This window comes from Enterococcus sp. AZ071, assembly GCF_050499065.1.
Taxonomy (GTDB): domain Bacteria; phylum Bacillota; class Bacilli; order Lactobacillales; family Enterococcaceae; genus Enterococcus_A; species Enterococcus_A ferrettii.
This window is the reverse complement of the sequence record NZ_JBIPAS010000002.1, coordinates 756,816-772,832: the sequence shown is the minus strand read 5'-3', so window position 1 is coordinate 772,832 and position 16,017 is coordinate 756,816. Positions and strand designations below refer to the sequence as shown.

The 16,017-nt window shown below is 41.3% G+C and carries 14 protein-coding genes; 3 read left to right on the top strand and 11 right to left on the bottom strand.

Annotated features, from left to right (window positions below):
* Positions 1-118 precede the first annotated feature (118 nt).
* From IGI49_RS22190 to IGI49_RS22180, 3 genes are all read right to left on the bottom strand, one after another.
* The gene (locus tag IGI49_RS22190; RefSeq protein ID WP_429965433.1) at positions 119-1,594 is read right to left on the bottom strand and encodes a glycoside hydrolase family 1 protein; all 1,476 of its coding nucleotides are present in this window, start codon (positions 1,592-1,594) and stop codon (positions 119-121) included.
* Between the two features lie 28 nt (positions 1,595-1,622).
* Positions 1,623-3,485 carry a beta-glucoside-specific PTS transporter subunit IIABC gene (locus IGI49_RS22185; protein WP_429965434.1) on the bottom strand — a complete coding sequence of 621 codons (1,863 nt, stop codon included), beginning with the start codon at positions 3,483-3,485 and terminating at the stop codon, positions 1,623-1,625.
* Between the two features lie 106 nt (positions 3,486-3,591).
* A complete protein-coding gene (locus IGI49_RS22180) occupies positions 3,592-4,431 on the bottom strand; it encodes a PRD domain-containing protein (protein ID WP_429965435.1) in 840 nt (279 codons plus the stop codon).
* A 387-nt stretch (positions 4,432-4,818) separates the two neighbouring features.
* Between IGI49_RS22180 and IGI49_RS22175 the strand changes: the two genes are divergently transcribed.
* Positions 4,819-5,337 carry a DUF2975 domain-containing protein gene (locus IGI49_RS22175; RefSeq protein ID WP_429965436.1) on the top strand — a complete coding sequence of 173 codons (519 nt, stop codon included), beginning with the start codon at positions 4,819-4,821 and terminating at the stop codon, positions 5,335-5,337.
* Between the two features lie 21 nt (positions 5,338-5,358).
* Complete coding sequence (locus IGI49_RS22170; protein ID WP_429965437.1) at positions 5,359-5,568, top strand: helix-turn-helix domain-containing protein; 210 nt, start codon at positions 5,359-5,361, stop codon at positions 5,566-5,568.
* A gap of 45 nt (positions 5,569-5,613) precedes the next feature.
* Here the strand turns inward: IGI49_RS22170 and IGI49_RS22165 are convergent, their stop codons facing one another.
* The 5 genes from IGI49_RS22165 to IGI49_RS22145 form a co-directional block, all read right to left on the bottom strand.
* Complete coding sequence (locus tag IGI49_RS22165; RefSeq protein WP_429965438.1) at positions 5,614-6,585, bottom strand: serine hydrolase domain-containing protein; 972 nt, start codon at positions 6,583-6,585, stop codon at positions 5,614-5,616.
* A 78-nt stretch (positions 6,586-6,663) separates the two neighbouring features.
* Positions 6,664-9,240: an ABC transporter permease gene (locus tag IGI49_RS22160; protein WP_429965439.1), complete on the bottom strand. Its 2,577-nt coding sequence runs from the start codon at positions 9,238-9,240 to the stop codon at positions 6,664-6,666.
* Positions 9,237-9,923, bottom strand: coding sequence for an ABC transporter ATP-binding protein (locus IGI49_RS22155; protein WP_429965440.1), 687 nt, complete (start codon positions 9,921-9,923; stop codon positions 9,237-9,239). Before IGI49_RS22155 ends, IGI49_RS22160 begins: the two co-directional genes overlap by 4 nt.
* 76 nt (positions 9,924-9,999) lie before the next feature.
* Positions 10,000-10,989, bottom strand: a complete 990-nt coding sequence (locus IGI49_RS22150; protein WP_429965441.1) for a sensor histidine kinase — start codon at positions 10,987-10,989, stop codon at positions 10,000-10,002.
* Entirely contained in the window at positions 10,976-11,665 is a 690-nt protein-coding gene (locus tag IGI49_RS22145) for a response regulator transcription factor (protein ID WP_429965442.1), read from the bottom strand. The genes IGI49_RS22150 and IGI49_RS22145 overlap by 14 nt, the downstream gene beginning before the upstream one ends.
* Positions 11,666-12,041: 376 nt before the next feature.
* Here IGI49_RS22145 and IGI49_RS22140 point away from each other — a divergent pair, with 376 nt between their 5' ends.
* Positions 12,042-12,887: a sialate O-acetylesterase gene (locus tag IGI49_RS22140; RefSeq protein ID WP_429965443.1), complete on the top strand. Its 846-nt coding sequence runs from the start codon at positions 12,042-12,044 to the stop codon at positions 12,885-12,887.
* A 67-nt stretch (positions 12,888-12,954) separates the two neighbouring features.
* Here the strand turns inward: IGI49_RS22140 and IGI49_RS22135 are convergent, their stop codons facing one another.
* The 3 genes from IGI49_RS22135 to IGI49_RS22125 form a co-directional block, all read right to left on the bottom strand.
* Positions 12,955-13,194 (bottom strand): hypothetical protein, encoded by a 240-nt coding sequence (locus IGI49_RS22135; protein ID WP_429965444.1) that lies wholly within the window; start codon positions 13,192-13,194, stop codon positions 12,955-12,957.
* 127 nt (positions 13,195-13,321) lie between these two features.
* Positions 13,322-15,499, bottom strand: a complete 2,178-nt coding sequence (locus IGI49_RS22130) for an alpha-galactosidase (RefSeq protein WP_429965445.1) — start codon at positions 15,497-15,499, stop codon at positions 13,322-13,324.
* 10 nt (positions 15,500-15,509) lie between these two features.
* On the bottom strand, positions 15,510-16,001 hold the full coding sequence (locus tag IGI49_RS22125) for a PTS system mannose/fructose/N-acetylgalactosamine-transporter subunit IIB (protein WP_429965446.1): 492 nt from the start codon (positions 15,999-16,001) through the stop codon (positions 15,510-15,512).
* Positions 16,002-16,017: the final 16 nt, after the last annotated feature.

The window sequence follows — 16,017 nt, the reverse complement described above, 5'->3', positions numbered from 1 at the left end:
CCTCTTAGTCCTACTATAGAGGAAACTCACTAGAATGAACATATTTCAGCTTAAAATATAGTAAAAAGCAAACAGAATTGACATAAATAGTCAATTTTTGTTTGCTTTTAATTTCTTTTTACTTTAGTTCTCCATTCCCATTTTCTGCAATAATTTTCTTATACCACTCAAAGGAATCCTTACGGTAGCGTTTCAAACTCCCCTGCCCCTGATCGTCCTGATCAACATAGATAAAACCGTAACGCTTAGACATTTGTGAAGTACCACAGCTAATTAAATCAATGCAGCCCCACGTAGTATAGCCCATCAAATCCACACCATCTTCAATCGCTTCTTTCATTTGAACAACATGTTTTTTCAAATAATCAATGCGATAATCGTCGTGTACTTTACTGTCTTCAGTGAGTACATCCTTTGCTCCTAGTCCGTTTTCGCAAACAAACAGCGGCAGACGGTAGCGATCATACAGCTTCATTAATGAAATCCGTAAACCAATTGGATCAATTGGCCAATCCCATTGAGACAGCTCAAGATACTCATTTTTAATTGGGCTATCAAAAGAACCTGCTAACTCAGCTGCATCCTCTCTAGCTTCGGTCACGTGAGACATGTAGTAACTAATTGCAACAAAGTCAACCTTTCCTTCCTGCAAAATCTTCTCGTCGTCGGCTTCCATCACCAGTTCAATCTGATTGTCTGCAAAATAACGGGCCATATAAGACGGATATTCGCCCCGAGCTTGAACATCTGGATAAAACATATTTAGTTGGTTAGATTTTAACGCTTGCAGCTGGTCTTCTGGTTTAGTCGTTTTAGCATAAGATTCAATTTGGTTAATCATGCAGCCGATTTTTGCTTCTGGCATACGCTCATGTGCCAGCTTCACGGCTAAGGCACTGGCCACAAATTGATGATGAGAAGCTTGATAGGTCACCTGCATTTTTTCCTCAGGATCGATTAAATCTTCTAAAATTCCTGCTCCGGTATACAAACTATTTAGGTTCATATTCATTTCATTAAAGGTAATCCAGTACTTCACTTTGCCTTTGTAACGATCAAACAATACCCCAGCAAATTTTTCAAACAATGGAATCAACTCACGGCTTGCCCAACCATTGTACGTTTCCGTCAAAGCAATGGGCATTTCATAGTGGGAGATAGTTACCAACGGTTCAATGCCATATTTTAGACACTCATCAACTACTTTATCATAAAAAGCTAAACCCGCTTCGTTGGGTACCTCTTCCATTCCAGTTGGGAAAATCCGCGCCCAAGAAATAGAGAAGCGGAAGGTTTTGAAACCCATTTCCGCAAATAGTGCGATATCCTCTTGGTAACGATGATAAAAATCAATGCCCCAACGTTTCGGGAATAGATACTTTTCTGGATTCGCTTTATATGCTGCCAATTCCTTCGAGGTCACATTAAAAGTAAAATTATCGATCTTTTCTCCTTGATAGGGATCCTTGTACGCCGCAAAATCGGAGGTAGACAAGCCTTTCCCATCCTCTAAATAAGCCCCCTCTATTTGATTGGCCGCAGTTGCGCCGCCCCATAAAAAATCTTTTGGAAAACCTGTTTGCATTTCTTTCATTAAAAATTCCTCCTTTATTTATCTAAAATCAATTGATCCCAATAATTAAATCATCTTTTCCTGACGACACCGTGCCTGTTGTAACTGCGGAAACTAAATCCAGAAAATCTGCTGTGTTGGTTACAACCACTGGCGAATAGACACTTAAGCCAGCTGCTTGAATTCTTTCGAGATCAAACTGCAGCAATGTATCCCCCAATTTGACAACGTCTCCTTCATTGACTTCTCTAGAGAAGCCTTCTCCCTTTAGATTAACCGTATCAATACCAATATGAATCAACAGCTCCACACCATCGTTTGAAGTCACCCCTATGGCATGGTTGGTTTCAGTGGTTAAAGTAACTACGCCATCAAAAGGTGCCACTACCTTTCCTTCGCTAGGAATGATCCCCACACCCTTACCAACCATCTCACCTGCAAAAGTAGCATCCGGACAATCAGCTAGCTGCTTCACCTCGCCAGTGATAGGAGCGACAATATGAGTAGGACCACCGCTTCTGGCAATCACTTCACTAGCTGGTGCTTGCCCAGCAGTCTCGGTTTCTTCAAATTTCAAAATCCAAGTCACTATAAAAGAAACGGCAAAGCTGGCAAACACGCCAACTAAAGCAAAGATAAAATTGTTTGAAGCTTCATCTAAGTATGTCGGCAAAGCCAACACACCTGGCACAGTAAAACTCAGTGCCTTTACAGTAAATGCACCAAAGATTGCACCTCCGACAGCTCCACCGATTAGGCTAGCGTAAAATGGTTTCTTCAGCTTCATGGTTACACCATAAATCGCCGGTTCAGTAATCCCAAACATCGCGGGTACAAACGCCGAGAAGGCCACTTGTTTCATCTTGGAATCCTTCGTTTTGAAGAAAACACTTAATGTAGCACCAGCCTGTGCCATGTTGGAAACCAAGCTCATCGGCAGCAGCATGACATCGTAACCAAACTTTTCAAAGCTGGCAAAGGAGCCTGGGAAGAAGGCATAATGCATGCCGGTAATCACAATCAGCGGCATTAATCCTCCCAATAACGCCCCTGCAAAAGGACCAGCTACATCAAACAGCATTGTAAAGAAACGTTCCAAATAGGTTCCAATCATCGTTCCCAATGGAGCTATGAATGTCAATAGCAAAGGCGCAGTGATAACCAAACAAATCAGTGGAACAAAGACAATGGTCAGTGAATTAGGTACTACCTTCTTGGCTAACCTTTCCACAAAACTTAGCAGCCAAACACCTAAAATAATTGGTAAAACTGAAGAGGCGTAGCTGTTGCCCACCGGCACATTCATAAAGCCTAAAAAGCTTAAGTTAGTAATTTCTGGATTGTTAATCAGTTCCTGCCATGGATACATTAATACCCCAGCTAGAGCCACAGCTACAGAAGCACTCGTTTGGAATTTCTTCGCTGCTGAAAAAGCTACGAGAAAAGGCAGAAACTTAAAAGCCGCATCCGAAATCCCGTTCAAAATCAAGTAGGTGGCACTTTGATCGGACAGCAGGCTGGTAGCTATCAAAATTGCCATGAAGCCCTTCAGTAACCCACTCCCAATAATCGCTGGTAAAATCGGAGTAAATACCCCTGAGATAACATCAAAAACTCGTTCAATCGGGTTCCCCTTCGCCCCCTGCTCGGCACCCGCTTCTGGATTCAAGCCGAGAATTTTGCTGACCTCATTAAAGACATTGACGACCTCATTACCGATAATAATTTGGAATTGTCCTCCTTGATATTGGGCACCAATCACACCCTCCAGCTCTTTGATCTCCGTCAGATTTACCGCGTTTTTATCACGAACGTTAAAGCGCAGCCGAGTGATGCAATGCCAGCTTTGCGTGATATTGTTTTTCCCGCCCATTTTTTCAATGATTCTGCGAGCTAATTCTTTATTCGTCATCGTTTTATCCTCCCTTGACAGCAAACAAAAAACCTAAACAAATACACTGCTCCCGCAGAATAGTTGTTTAGGTTAATGCCAATTATGTTACACACCTAGTTTACATTTATTCAGTTTTCATTTCAGAAACCACTCGTTCAATATGGATAATTAAATACACCATTTCATCATTATCAATTTGCATTTGGTAGTCTTTTTTTAACATTTCCCGAACCATTAAGCCACAGGCATAGCTCATAGGATACTGAGCTTGAATAATTTCAAATAATTTATTATCTGAATGGGGTTCTAGTACCTTATTATGCAGCTGTCGATTCATGAAATAGCGGATATGGGTCACAAACCGCGAATAATTAATACTTTCCTTGTTCAGTGACACATCGTACAACGATTGGATAATTTTTACAATGCTTTTAGTAATTTCCGTGATTAACAAGGTTTCATCCATCGATTCCAAACCATCCTGAGCATTGACAAAATGCAAAGCTATAAAGGAGGCCTCTAGCTTAGGCAGTTGGATGCCAACTATTTCGTCGACAATTTCTAAAGCCATTTTTCCCAACTGATATTCCTTATAGTATAGAAATGGAATCTCCCACTGCAACGCGTTTTCAGGAATTACCTGATTCTCTTGGAAACGATCTACCGCTGACTGTAGATGGTCAGTTAATGAAACAATGATGCTGGCATTGAGTTTCTTGTTTAATGCCGCCTCTCCTTGTTCAATAATTTTCTCACAGGCAGTTAATACCTCTGGTGAGATCGCTTCAAAAAAAGTACTAAAATCTTGTTCCCGATCCTTTGCTTGAAAAGTTTTTATCACTAAACTTTGATCAACAATGTCTCCCTTCTTCATCTTGAAGCCAATACCTTTGCCAAACAATACAAATTCTTCTTGGTGTTCATCCACTGCCAAAACGAGATTATTGTTTAGTGATTTTATCATCGAATAAATGTTGATCACCTCTTATCTTTATGGCCAGAAAAACAAAAAAACACCAAACTAAAGTAGTTATAACTACAGTAGATTTGGTGGTGCCTGATCGGATCAGTTACACTCCTCATATATCTATAAATAAATCATATCACGGCTGGAAAACGCTGTCAATCACGAATTTAAAAAAATTTTTCCTACAGCTGCTTTTTATCCCAAAACTTTCTAGGACAGCCCTACACCGCTGTTTCCGCCAGTTCCAAATCATTAATTCGATATATTTTTAGTGATAAGCAATACTTTTTTATCGATTATCGATATATTTTTATTGACTTACTTTAATCATAAGGATATACTATGTTCAAGGTTAAGGTTTCACAAAAAAAGGAGTGTATGAAAATGAACGCAGAAAAGAATGTATACAAAGGATTAAAAATTTTATTTAGTTTAGCAATTGGATTAATGGTGGTTGCTGCCGTCGCAGTGATCGGGGTAGCGATTTTATTGAACTCCCCGCAGGTTCATAGTTTTATTCAATCCATTCCTGAAGGTGAACTGATTTATGGAACGAAGACACCAATGCTGTTTGCATCACCATTGATTCTCGGTTCTCTGATGGTGGTCCTGCTTTTAAATGGCGTACTATTCTATTTCACCCGTAGCTTTTTCAAAAATTTGGAAATGGATCGAATCTTCGTTTCCGAAAATGTAACTACTGCTAAAAAAGTTGCGGCTTTATTGCTGATCTTGTCCTTTGCCAGCAGCTTGCCCGATGTAATGGCGCACTTACAGGGCTTTAGTACGGAAGGTTTCTCGTTAGATCTAACCTATATGGTAGGAGCAGCCATCGTTTGGGCCTTAGCTAAGATTTTGGAAAGAGCTAATTTGATTGCTGAAGAAAATGAACTCACGATCTAAACCTTTTGAGGAGGAAAATTCATGATTCAAGTAAATCTAGATGTCGTTTTAGCTAAGAATAAAATGCCCTCTGGCGAATTAGCCAAACGGGTTGGTATGTCCAATGCCAATATCTCCATCCTAAAAACCGGCAAGGCTAAGGCTATCCGTTTCTCGACCTTGAACGAAATTTGTAAGGTACTGGAATGCCAGCCAGGAGATATTTTGGAGTATATCGAAGATGAAGAATAGAAAAAAATACCAGACGGAAATGAGTTCATTCCAGTCTGGTATTTTTTATTCAAACAATGGCTCAATTTCAGTCTTAATCAAATCAATCCGGTCCTCTGCCTCCGGAACAAACAAAGCTGAAATTGCTACTGTCAACTGTTTTTGCGGATTCACATAAATCGTATTTCCTCCATCGCCTAGTGCCGCAAAAGATCCATCTCCCAATACCCACCATAGATATCCGTATTGAAGGTTCATCTCCTTCCAGCAGCTATGCTCCTGAGTACTTTCTTCAATCCATCGATTAGGTACCAGCTGCTGCTCGTTCCAAACACCACCAGCCGCATATAATTGACCGATTTTTGCCATATCTTTAGTCGTCAAGGTTAGGCCCCAACCCGCTGTATTCACGCCAGTCGGACTAGCTACCCAGCCGCTGGTAGTGGTTGAAGCATAAAAAGCCATCTGTTCTTCTTGGCTGCGAAAGACAATCGCTTCCGCCACCGAAATGTCCATCGGAGCAAATAATTGTTCGCGAGCAAAATCCAAGACTGTTTGTCCACTCACTCTTTCTAAAATGCCTGATAAAATATCTGGGCCAATTAATGGAGCATATTGAAAGTCGCCAATTTTGCCACTACCGCCTAACATGTCCAATGAGAATTCCACCCAATCGGGACTGGTGAAATATTCTGGGTAAGGATTCAGCTTTTCCTTATAGGGTGCTGTCATTGTAAGCAGGTTTCTTAGGGTAATCTCTTGGATCGTTTTTTTCTTTTCTTTCACCTGGTAATCCGGGAAAAATTCCAACACTTTCTGATCAAGGCTCTTGATATAACCTTTGTCTAATGCAATTCCGATTAACGCTGAAATGACACTTTTAGTAACTGAAAAAACATGGATAAAATTTTCTGCGTCACAGTTGCCAAAATACTTTTCATAAATGAAGTCACCGTTCTTTACTACAGTAATTCCTGCTGTGTTGCCATACCTTGCCTGAATCGTATTCTCTAATGCCATAAATTTTTCGTTCGCCATTTTCATTCCCCCGTTTCTGATCCTATGGTAAAGGTTCCAGTAAGGGGAAAGTCAACGAAAATTTTTAATTGGAAATAATTACGCCAAATCATCCCGCAAAGCGTCAATGATATTTTCCTTTTTCAATTTGCTGACAGCATAGAACATTGTGATTAGTACAATCAAAAAGACACTTAGGATACTAATCAACATACTCTCCCAAGGAAATACGAAGGTTATCTCAGCACCCCCTGCGACCATTCCTTTGTAGATCAGCCAAGCGATGATTGATGCAGCAGGTATTCCTAGTAGTAACGCTCGTAGGCCGTAAAAAGCACATTCGAAAAGCATCATCTTATTGAATCCTCGATCCGACATTCCTACTGAACGCAACATAGCTAATTCTCTTCTGCGCAGCTTAATATTTGTAGAAATTGTATTAAATACATTCGCAACTGCGATTAGTGAAATCATCACCACGAATACATAGGTGAAAACATTGACTACAAAAATGATGTTGCGATTTTGATCAAAGATTTCTTTTGCATTGTATAAGGTATAGTCCGCCGCGATTCCTTTTTTTTGAATAATAGTATCCATTTCCTTCACCGTTTGTGCTGGTTGATCCGATAAGAAGGTCAAGCCTAATTGCTGGTCAATTCCCACTGGAGAAAACTGTTCCTTCAGCTGATAAGGGGCTACAATTATGAAAACATAAGGTTTGCTTTCTCCTGGCTGGCTTGGCAAAGTATCAAGTGGGATGGTGTCAACAAAGGTTACTTCCACCTGTTGTTGAACCGCATTTGGATCTTCTGTTTTAGGCGTGATTGTCAGTGTCTGTTTGTCCTGTGCAAATAGATTGAGCAAATCGCTTTTTCCATTCGCTTGTTTTTCAGTTTTAGTCTTCGCTACCGCTGTCATTTTGGCATTTGTACCCATATATTCTTTCACTGGCAAGTTTAAGCTTTGCAGGAACTTTTGGTATTCACTATCTTCGATAAATTGGATTGTCAGTGGAAATGCATGGGTTTTAGTTTTTGAATCTTGAAGCCGTTCTCGATAAGCCGCCGATAGTTCTGTAGTTGGCACTACTGTGGAGTAATTTACGATAGCCTGATACGAACTAGCACTAACGCCATCAACTATTTTCAATTCTTCATACAGCTGAAAAAGTTCTTTTTCTGGCATATCTGGTGTGGTAAAAACAAGATCATAATCACTATCAACCACTGATCGTTCCGCAGCCTGCTGTAAATGTGCCCCGAATGAACGAGCTGCCACAAACAATACCACACTCAAGGTTAATGACAGCACAATGCTGCGGTAACGTCTTTTGTTACGTTTGAAATTTTTTAGTGCCAAGGTTCCTTCCAAACCATAAAGCCTTTCAGCAATCTTCGATGTTCGAATACTTTTTGCTTCTACTTTTACCTCGTTGGTTTGACGAATACTTTCCATCACAGGTGTATTCGCTGCCTTGCGAGCTGGCAAGTAAGCCGAAATCAAAATGGTGATCAAGCTGATCCCTGCAGCAAAAAACAGGACAGGCATCGAAATGATTAATTTTAATGGAACATCCGCATACATAATATTGCCAAAGTTTTTGGCTACCAGGGAAATGACTAAGCGAATACTGCCCAATCCAACGAGTGCACCTGCTGGAATCCCAATAGCACCGATACATATCCCCTCAAACAATACAGAATTACGCAACTGTTTCGGCGTAGCCCCAACTGAGGAAAGAATCCCAAACTGCTGTATCCGTTCATTTAGAGAAATAACAAAGGAATTATAAATGAGGAACACCGACCCAATCATCACCAATAATACTAAAATTCCTGCAACCGAGAAGAGCAGGGTGTTAAAAATCGTATCCTCAGATAATCCCATAAACCGTAGAACATTTTCATTTAAAACATAGGATTTTTTACCGGCAATCTTTTCTGCGTAGGCCTTAACCTTACGCGGATTCTTAAGCGTGACAAAAAGACTACGACTGGTTGACGGAACAGCAGGATCGGCTACTGTAACTAACGTGTATCCAGGTGCAGCAAATTCCTCAAAGCTGGGCCGTTGGCAAATTCCCACTACTTTGTAGGCTTTCTCCATTTTGGACACCAGTTTTTCTTTAAATTCTCCATGTTTTACTTCAGTAAGATAGGGGTCGTGCTGGCCTAGAACTCGATTTTCCTGCCTTCGCTCCCCTAGATTTAAAGTAATCTTATCTCCCACTGCAAAATGTACTCCGCCATTCGAGGCTAAATGTTCAGTAATAAGCACCTCGCTGCTATCTTTTGGCAATCGGCCAGAAACTAATTTAAGTGGCAGCTGATCAAAAGCAGACTGATTAAAACCCGTCAAAAACAGATAGGGCTTATTGGGATTTTTGTTGGTAGACAGTGCTGCATAGCCTAGATTTTCAATGCTGACCGTATTAGCTACTTCTGCATTATTAGCTTGCTTTTCAACAAAAGAAGCAGTTACGTCAGGAAACGACACCTGCCATTTGCCGTATCTTTCACTGGCTCCTCGTATGGTATAATCCTGCAGTGAAATCGCAAAAGTCGCCACCGCTGTAATCATCGCAGCTGACAAAACTACCCCAATGATTGTTACTAAAGTACGGGTGCGATTTTTCTTCATATTCTCTAGCGTTATCTTGTTGAAAATATTCATGGACGTACCGTCCTCTCATCCCGTACCACCTTACCATCGGAAATACCGATGATCCGATCGGCTTGTAAAGCAATACTTTCGTCGTGGGTAACCACGATCAGAGTCTGTCCATACTTGCGATTACTGAGCTTCAGCAATTGAATAATCTCATGACCGTTACGGCTGTCCAAACTGCCCGTTGGTTCATCCGCCAGCATAACCGCCGGGGCATTCATCAAAGCACGACCAACCGAAACCCGCTGCTGCTGACCTCCTGAAAGCTGATTAGGCAAATGATGTTTCCTTTTTTCCAAACCTAATAATGCCAATAATTCCTTCAAACGTTCTTGATTAACCATTCGTTTGTCCATTAATACTGGTAAGGTAATATTTTCGACCACATTTAAAGTTGGAATCAAATTATGGAATTGATAAATCAAGCCCACCTGGCGGCGCCGAAAAATTGCCAGCTTTTCGTTCGTTTGCGCATAAACATCCTGTCCATCTACGTACACTTTTCCGCTGGTGGGTATATCCACCCCACCAATGCTATGCAGCAGGGTAGATTTCCCAGAACCCGAAGAGCCAATAATTGCTACAAACTCTCCTTTTTCAATACTCAACGAAACCTTATCCAAAGCTGCAACTTGATTTTCTCCTGTGCCATACACCTTACTCAAATTTTCAATTCTTAAAAGTTCCATGATAGGCGGCTCCTTTCTTTTCTTTTATCATAGAACCTCTAGCTTTCAACTGGGTGACTTTTAAGTGAGAGATTCGTCACTTTGGAAAACGGAGAGTAAAAAGAGCACCTCCCTGAGGATGATTCTTGGCAGTAATCGTTCCATTTTGCTGAGTAACAATCATTTTACAAAGAGCCAATCCAATACCATAACCAGTAGCCTTATCCTTTTCACCCCGATAAAATCGTTCAAACAGATGCGGTAAATCTGCCTGACGAAAGCCAGGACCACTGTCATGAATTATCAGTTCAGTAAACAATGGATTGTCACTGCATACTAAATCAATTTGACCTCCCTCATCCAAGCTTTCCATACAATTTTTCAAAATATTTTGCAGCGCCTCTGCTAACCAACCTGAATCTCCAATGATTCTAACCGCCTCCGGAATTTCTATCCGAATACGAATGTTCCGCAGTTCCATTGGAATAGCCAGCGGCCGCAATGCATTTTCCAACAGTGTACTCAGAACAATTGTTTCATTGTTAAACATAACTACTCCTGCATCCAAACGTGAAATTTTTAATAAAGAAGTTAGCAACCAATCCATCCGCAGCAGTAACTCCTCGGTTTCCCGTATCAAAATCTTTCGTTCATTTTGATCGGTTGTATTTTCCAGCAATGACAAGGTTAGATTGGCAGAAGTTAATGGTGTTCGAAGCTGATGAGCCACATCCGCTAAAGAATCCGCAAGATGAGCCTTTTCTCTTTTCAGAGCATCATTTTGTTCGCGGATTCGCTGAGTCATTTTGGTAATTTCGCTTTGGAGTATCGACAGCTCTCCTTCCTGCAATTCTTCCATAAATAAACGTTCCTCATTGTGCAGCACCAAGTCAATTTGGTCAGAAATGCGAGCAATACTTTCATACCGCTTTTGAGTAAAAACAAAAAAGACCACACCAAAAACTATGGCTGAGATCAACACTAAGATTCCAGCCGCTTCAGTGATTTTCCAGCCAATGATTGTAAAAACGATAGTCAGTAATCCAAACAATAAAATAAACGAGCGAAATTCTTTATTCCGGAGCATGATCTCTGCCTCCTAAGCGATACCCCATCCCCCGAACCGTTAAAATGATCCTTGGTTTAGCAGGATTCTCTTCTATTTTTTCTCGCAGTCGCTTAATATATACCGTCAATGTATTGTCATTGACAAATTCTCCTGCGGCATCCCATAATTCATCTAACAGACGTGTTCTAGGAATAATGCTTGTCGGATTGTTAATAAACACTAGCAGTAGGCGATATTCTAAAGCAGAAAGAAAAACTTCACTGCCAGCCTTTTTTACAACCCCGCTGGCTGTATTTACTTGTACATTTTGAATTTCAAAAGCGCTTGATTTGCCACCATTCTTGCGCAAAGCATTTTTGATGCGAGCGACTAATTCTCTTGGCCGAAACGGTTTTGTGATATAGTCATCTGCCCCCATATTTAATCCCGTCACGACACTCGCTTCATCATTTGAAGCAGTCAGAAAAATAACCGGAATAGGCTGGACCTCCTTCACTTCAGTACATACTGTAAATCCATTCCCATCCGGCAAAGAAATATCAATCAACGCTAAATCAAACTTACGAACGATTAACAATCTTAGCGCTTCATTACGGGTAGCTGCATGCGTAACTGTAAATCCTTCGGTTCGTAATAGCAGCATTAAATTTTTAGCAATCGTCAGATCATCCTCGACGAGAAAAATTTGTGTCATAAGTAGTCTCCCCTGTCTATGACTGTATCTATACTTATCTTGATAGCAAGTTGGCTCCTTTTTAGTATAGCATGGGGTTAGATTTCTCAGCAAAGTCCTTAAGCACAAAAAAGACCTGAACCACCCGTTCCGATCTCGATTAAATATTCTTTTAGTGGAAAACAATCGATATAGTTGTCAATTGAAAACAGGACCGATAGAATAAAGACGTCGTAAGACAGCGATTTATTATTTAACAGGAGTGGAGAAGAAAGTGTTTGTTAGAGTTCTTCGACGCCTCTATTTATCGGTTCGTAATTAAGTTACGCAAAAAAAAGAAATTCGTTTTACTTTCCTCAATAAATTATTACTTGAATAACTGAAAGAAGTGTGCAGAATGAAATCAATCTTACTACTTGGTCAGTCAAATATGGCTGGACGCGGATTTATCGAAGAAGTGACACCTATTTATCACGAACGTATTCAAATGCTGCGCAACGGACGCTGGCAAATGATGGCTGAGCCGATCCATTTTGACCGGGAGGTCGCCGGAGTTGGCCCCGCTGCCTCCTTTGCTTTAGAGTGGGTGAAGCAGCATCCCGATGAGGAATTGGGATTAATTCCTTGCGCTGAAGGCGGCAGCACAATTGATGAATGGGCCTTGGACAGCTCGTTGACCCGCCATGCAATTTCTGAAGCCAAGTTTGCATTGGAAAACAGTGAACTGGTAGGTATTTTGTGGCATCAGGGAGAAAGTGACAGCCTGAACCAGTTATACAAAACCTATGCACCTAAATTGAAGGCTCTATTTGATTATTTAAGGCAAGAGTTAAACGCGCCTGAAATCCCCATTGTGATTGGAGGGCTAGGAGATTATCTAGGCAAAAGTGGCTTTGGAGCTAGTGCTGTTGAATATAAAGAAATTAATCAGCTGCTAAAGCAGGCCGCCGACCAAGAAGACAATTGCTATTTTGTAACTGCGAAAGGGTTAACCCCTAATCCCGATGGCATTCACCTCGATGCGGTTTCACAACGTAAATTTGGGTTACGTTACTATCAAGCTTTTTCTAGGAAACAATCTGTTTTTGAAGCTTTACCCAATGAGGAAGAATTAGTGCAGCAGCTGCAAACGTCGGCTACAGTCACTATTCAAAGGTATCTGTTAAGCAAGGAATTTGTCTTAGGCCGAATTAGCGAGAAAGAATTCTTTCAAAACACTGGAGAACTGATGCGGGATAAATAGACTACACCATTCTGCTAAATACCCAAAACGAGGTTGCGAATTCATTTTAATTGATTTGGAGGCTACTCTAACAGCCCGTATTAGCTTTTCTCTCTTGAGAATCCAAAAAAATCCTTTCATTCTTTGAAATAATGCTTGTTTTCTCGGTAGCAAGTAACTCAGTCGGTTCTTCATTCTCCTTGAGAGTGCACCCTTTCTGAGTCATCAACTCGTTCACTTGAGCTTTTTGTGTGGCTTTGTTTCTACTAGTCTTTTCATTCAAATACTGTTCAACGATTGCTTCCCGTCCTTCTGAAGTCTCAGCCATCTTTCTTTTCCCAATACTAAAAACCCCGAACTAGGACAAAGAAATATTTCTTTGTCCTAGTTCGGGGTAGTATATCAACACGCAGACTTTATTTCGATATTGTCTATTGGTGAATAGTTCCATTTGATCATTTTTCGATCTTTTTCACCAACCATTGCTGTCCAGCATAATCCTCGATTGGTTTATCCAGCTTTAAGCCGATGGACATCAGCTCTGATCCCGTACATATACGTTCCCCTACTTGATAATAAGCGTTAGCATCTAAACCGGCTAATTTCAGTCGTTTAGGAACCGTATTGGCTCTGGCCAACACTTGTACAAAACTGACTACGAAAGCTGTTGCATCTTTTGAACGGTATAGCCAAGCATACTGATTTTGGTTTTCAATCTCTGTCAATCGTATCAATTGACCCAATTGGACGATTTCGCGAATTTCTTTATACTGAACCACTTGCTCTTTTACCAGCAGCTTTTCTTCGGTGGAAAGCTGGGTCAAGTCCAGCTCATACCCGAGATTCCCTTGCATAGCTACAATTCCTCTAGTATCCATTGAAGTAATCCGGCCCACTTGATGATTGGGAACAGCTGAAACATGACAACCCATGGAAATAGGTGGATAAATCAGCGATGTACCAGATTGAATCGGCAACCGTTCGATCGCATCAGTATCGTCACTGGTCCAGGTTTGCGGCATATAATACAGCATGCCTGGGTCATAGCGACCGCCTCCACCAGCGCAGCTTTCAAATAGAACCTCTGGAAATTGTTCCGTTAATACTTCCAGCACATGGTATAGTCCTAAAATATAACGATGACTCAGTTCTTTTTGCTGAGCAACGGCTAAATAGCTTGATCCGCTGTCAGTGATATTACGATTCATGTCCCATTTTATATAGGCAATGTTTTCTTTTTCCAGCAAAGTCGATAGTTCAGTAATCAAATAATTCTGTACCGCCGGATTAGCCATATCTAATACATATTGATGGCGAGCGAGCTGCGGATCTCGTCCTGCTACTTGAATAATCCAGTCTGGATGGGCCCGGTACAATTCGCTGTCTGGTGAAACCATTTCCGGCTCTACCCACAGACCAAACTGTAAGCCTAATTGGCCAATTTCCTCAATTAGTCCTGACAGGCTGCCGTCAATTTTTTGATGATTAGGCTGCCAATCACCCAAAGAAGTTGTCGTGTCCGATCGCTTGCCAAACCACCCATCGTCCAGTACAAACAATTCAATGCCACAATCGGCTGCTTCTTTTGCCAAAGACAATAACTTCCGTTTATCAAAATCAAAATACGTAGCTTCCCAATTATTAATTAAAACCGGTCGCACTTTTTCTGCATGGGAACTCTTCATCAAACATTCCCGATAAAAGCGATGATAGATGGCCGATAATTGATTGTAGCCCTGATCGGAATAAATCAGTACCGTTTCTGGTGTATAAAAGGACTCCTGCGGTACTAACTGCCAAGCAAAATCAAACGGATTAATTCCCATCTGCATCCGAGTATTTTGGTGCATATCTACCTCAGCAATTGCCTGGAAGTTCCCACTATAAACCATGTTCATGGAATAGATCGATCCACTGTTTTCATTGGCTTGCTTATCAGCTAAGGCCAGAAACGGGTTTTGTCCGTGGCCACTGGCTCCTCGTTTACTATCTAGTAAAAATGCTCCTTGAGATAAGGGTCTCACCTGGCGATGCGTTTCTCGTCCCCATGCACCAGACAGGTAGCAAACATCATATGCTGCTTCTAGAAAATCAATATTGCTGCTGACTACTTTTTCAATTGTTACGCTGCTTGTACCTAAATTGGTTACTACAACAGATTGCGTAATTGCGTTGTATTCGTAAAAAGCGGAGAAAATCAGTTTAACTGTTACTTGCTGCAAATAGTCCTCCAGTAAAATTTCTACTGTCTCCACCTCTTCGCCACTCGTAATCGTCGGCATTCCGGGCAGCCGTTCTTTACCTGAATAAACCTTGAAGTCTTTGTAACGCAGATTCGTGATCCGACTGCCGTCTGCATACTCCAGCACCAAGGCTGGCGTGCGTAAATCAGAATTTCCGTAAGTTGGCATTGCTTGCGGCAATTGCTCCAGCTTAAAGTCCTTTATTCCATCTGTATCAGAGATGTAGCTTGCCCGACCGATGTCTTGAATGACATAAGCCAAGGATTTTGATCCCAGTCTTTTCCCCCAATAGATGACGGTCACATGCCCCGTCGGCAGAACATGAAGAACCAGGCTCGTGTGCTTCACTTGAATATGAAAGGTTCGTTGATTATCCAACAGCTCTAACATAAGTTCCTCCTTAAGCTAAGTCTGACAATTTCAAAAAGCTTTCCGTATTGCTAGGGGTGCGAATCGTTGTGATTTCAATGCCCCTCTCCAACAATTCCTTAAAGGCCGCTTTCTCTTCAGTTGTTACCGAAATGCCTTGTTTGATGACTTCAGTATTGTCACGGGAAGACATATTGCCGACATTGATTCTTTTGATTGGTAAGCCCCTGTCCAACAGATTCAAAATTTCAACCGGTGATTTTAAAATAACAAACACACGTTGCCCAGCATACTTTCCAGCTGAAATATTGGCAAATGCCGTTTCTTCCGTAATGATTGAGGTGTTCACAGTTCCTGGTGCGACCATTCGCAGCAAAGATTTCTGGGTGTCATCTGTAGCCACTTGATCATTGATCACCATTAAACGGGTAGCTTTTAATTCGTTGGTCCATAAGCCGGCTACCTGTCCATGAATCAACCGGTCATCAATTCGAATGTGAATAATTCCTTCTAATGTACTCATTATTTTCCTCCTAGAT

What these genes read in the sequence shown, in the direction of transcription:
- IGI49_RS22190 (WP_429965433.1), bottom strand. Translation starts at nt 1,594, where the DNA reads ATGAAAGAAATGCAAACAGGTTTTCCAAAAGATTTTTTATGGGGCGGC.
- IGI49_RS22185 (WP_429965434.1), bottom strand. Translation starts at nt 3,485, where the DNA reads ATGACGAATAAAGAATTAGCTCGCAGAATCATTGAAAAAATGGGCGGG.
- IGI49_RS22180 (WP_429965435.1), bottom strand. Translation starts at nt 4,431, where the DNA reads ATGATAAAATCACTAAACAATAATCTCGTTTTGGCAGTGGATGAACAC.
- IGI49_RS22175 (WP_429965436.1), top strand. Translation starts at nt 4,819, where the DNA reads ATGAACGCAGAAAAGAATGTATACAAAGGATTAAAAATTTTATTTAGT.
- IGI49_RS22170 (WP_429965437.1), top strand. Translation starts at nt 5,359, where the DNA reads ATGATTCAAGTAAATCTAGATGTCGTTTTAGCTAAGAATAAAATGCCC.
- IGI49_RS22165 (WP_429965438.1), bottom strand. Translation starts at nt 6,585, where the DNA reads ATGGCGAACGAAAAATTTATGGCATTAGAGAATACGATTCAGGCAAGG.
- IGI49_RS22160 (WP_429965439.1), bottom strand. Translation starts at nt 9,240, where the DNA reads ATGAATATTTTCAACAAGATAACGCTAGAGAATATGAAGAAAAATCGC.
- IGI49_RS22155 (WP_429965440.1), bottom strand. Translation starts at nt 9,923, where the DNA reads ATGGAACTTTTAAGAATTGAAAATTTGAGTAAGGTGTATGGCACAGGA.
- IGI49_RS22150 (WP_429965441.1), bottom strand. Translation starts at nt 10,989, where the DNA reads ATGCTCCGGAATAAAGAATTTCGCTCGTTTATTTTATTGTTTGGATTA.
- IGI49_RS22145 (WP_429965442.1), bottom strand. Translation starts at nt 11,665, where the DNA reads ATGACACAAATTTTTCTCGTCGAGGATGATCTGACGATTGCTAAAAAT.
- IGI49_RS22140 (WP_429965443.1), top strand. Translation starts at nt 12,042, where the DNA reads ATGAAATCAATCTTACTACTTGGTCAGTCAAATATGGCTGGACGCGGA.
- IGI49_RS22135 (WP_429965444.1), bottom strand. Translation starts at nt 13,194, where the DNA reads ATGGCTGAGACTTCAGAAGGACGGGAAGCAATCGTTGAACAGTATTTG.
- IGI49_RS22130 (WP_429965445.1), bottom strand. Translation starts at nt 15,499, where the DNA reads ATGTTAGAGCTGTTGGATAATCAACGAACCTTTCATATTCAAGTGAAG.
- IGI49_RS22125 (WP_429965446.1), bottom strand. Translation starts at nt 16,001, where the DNA reads ATGAGTACATTAGAAGGAATTATTCACATTCGAATTGATGACCGGTTG.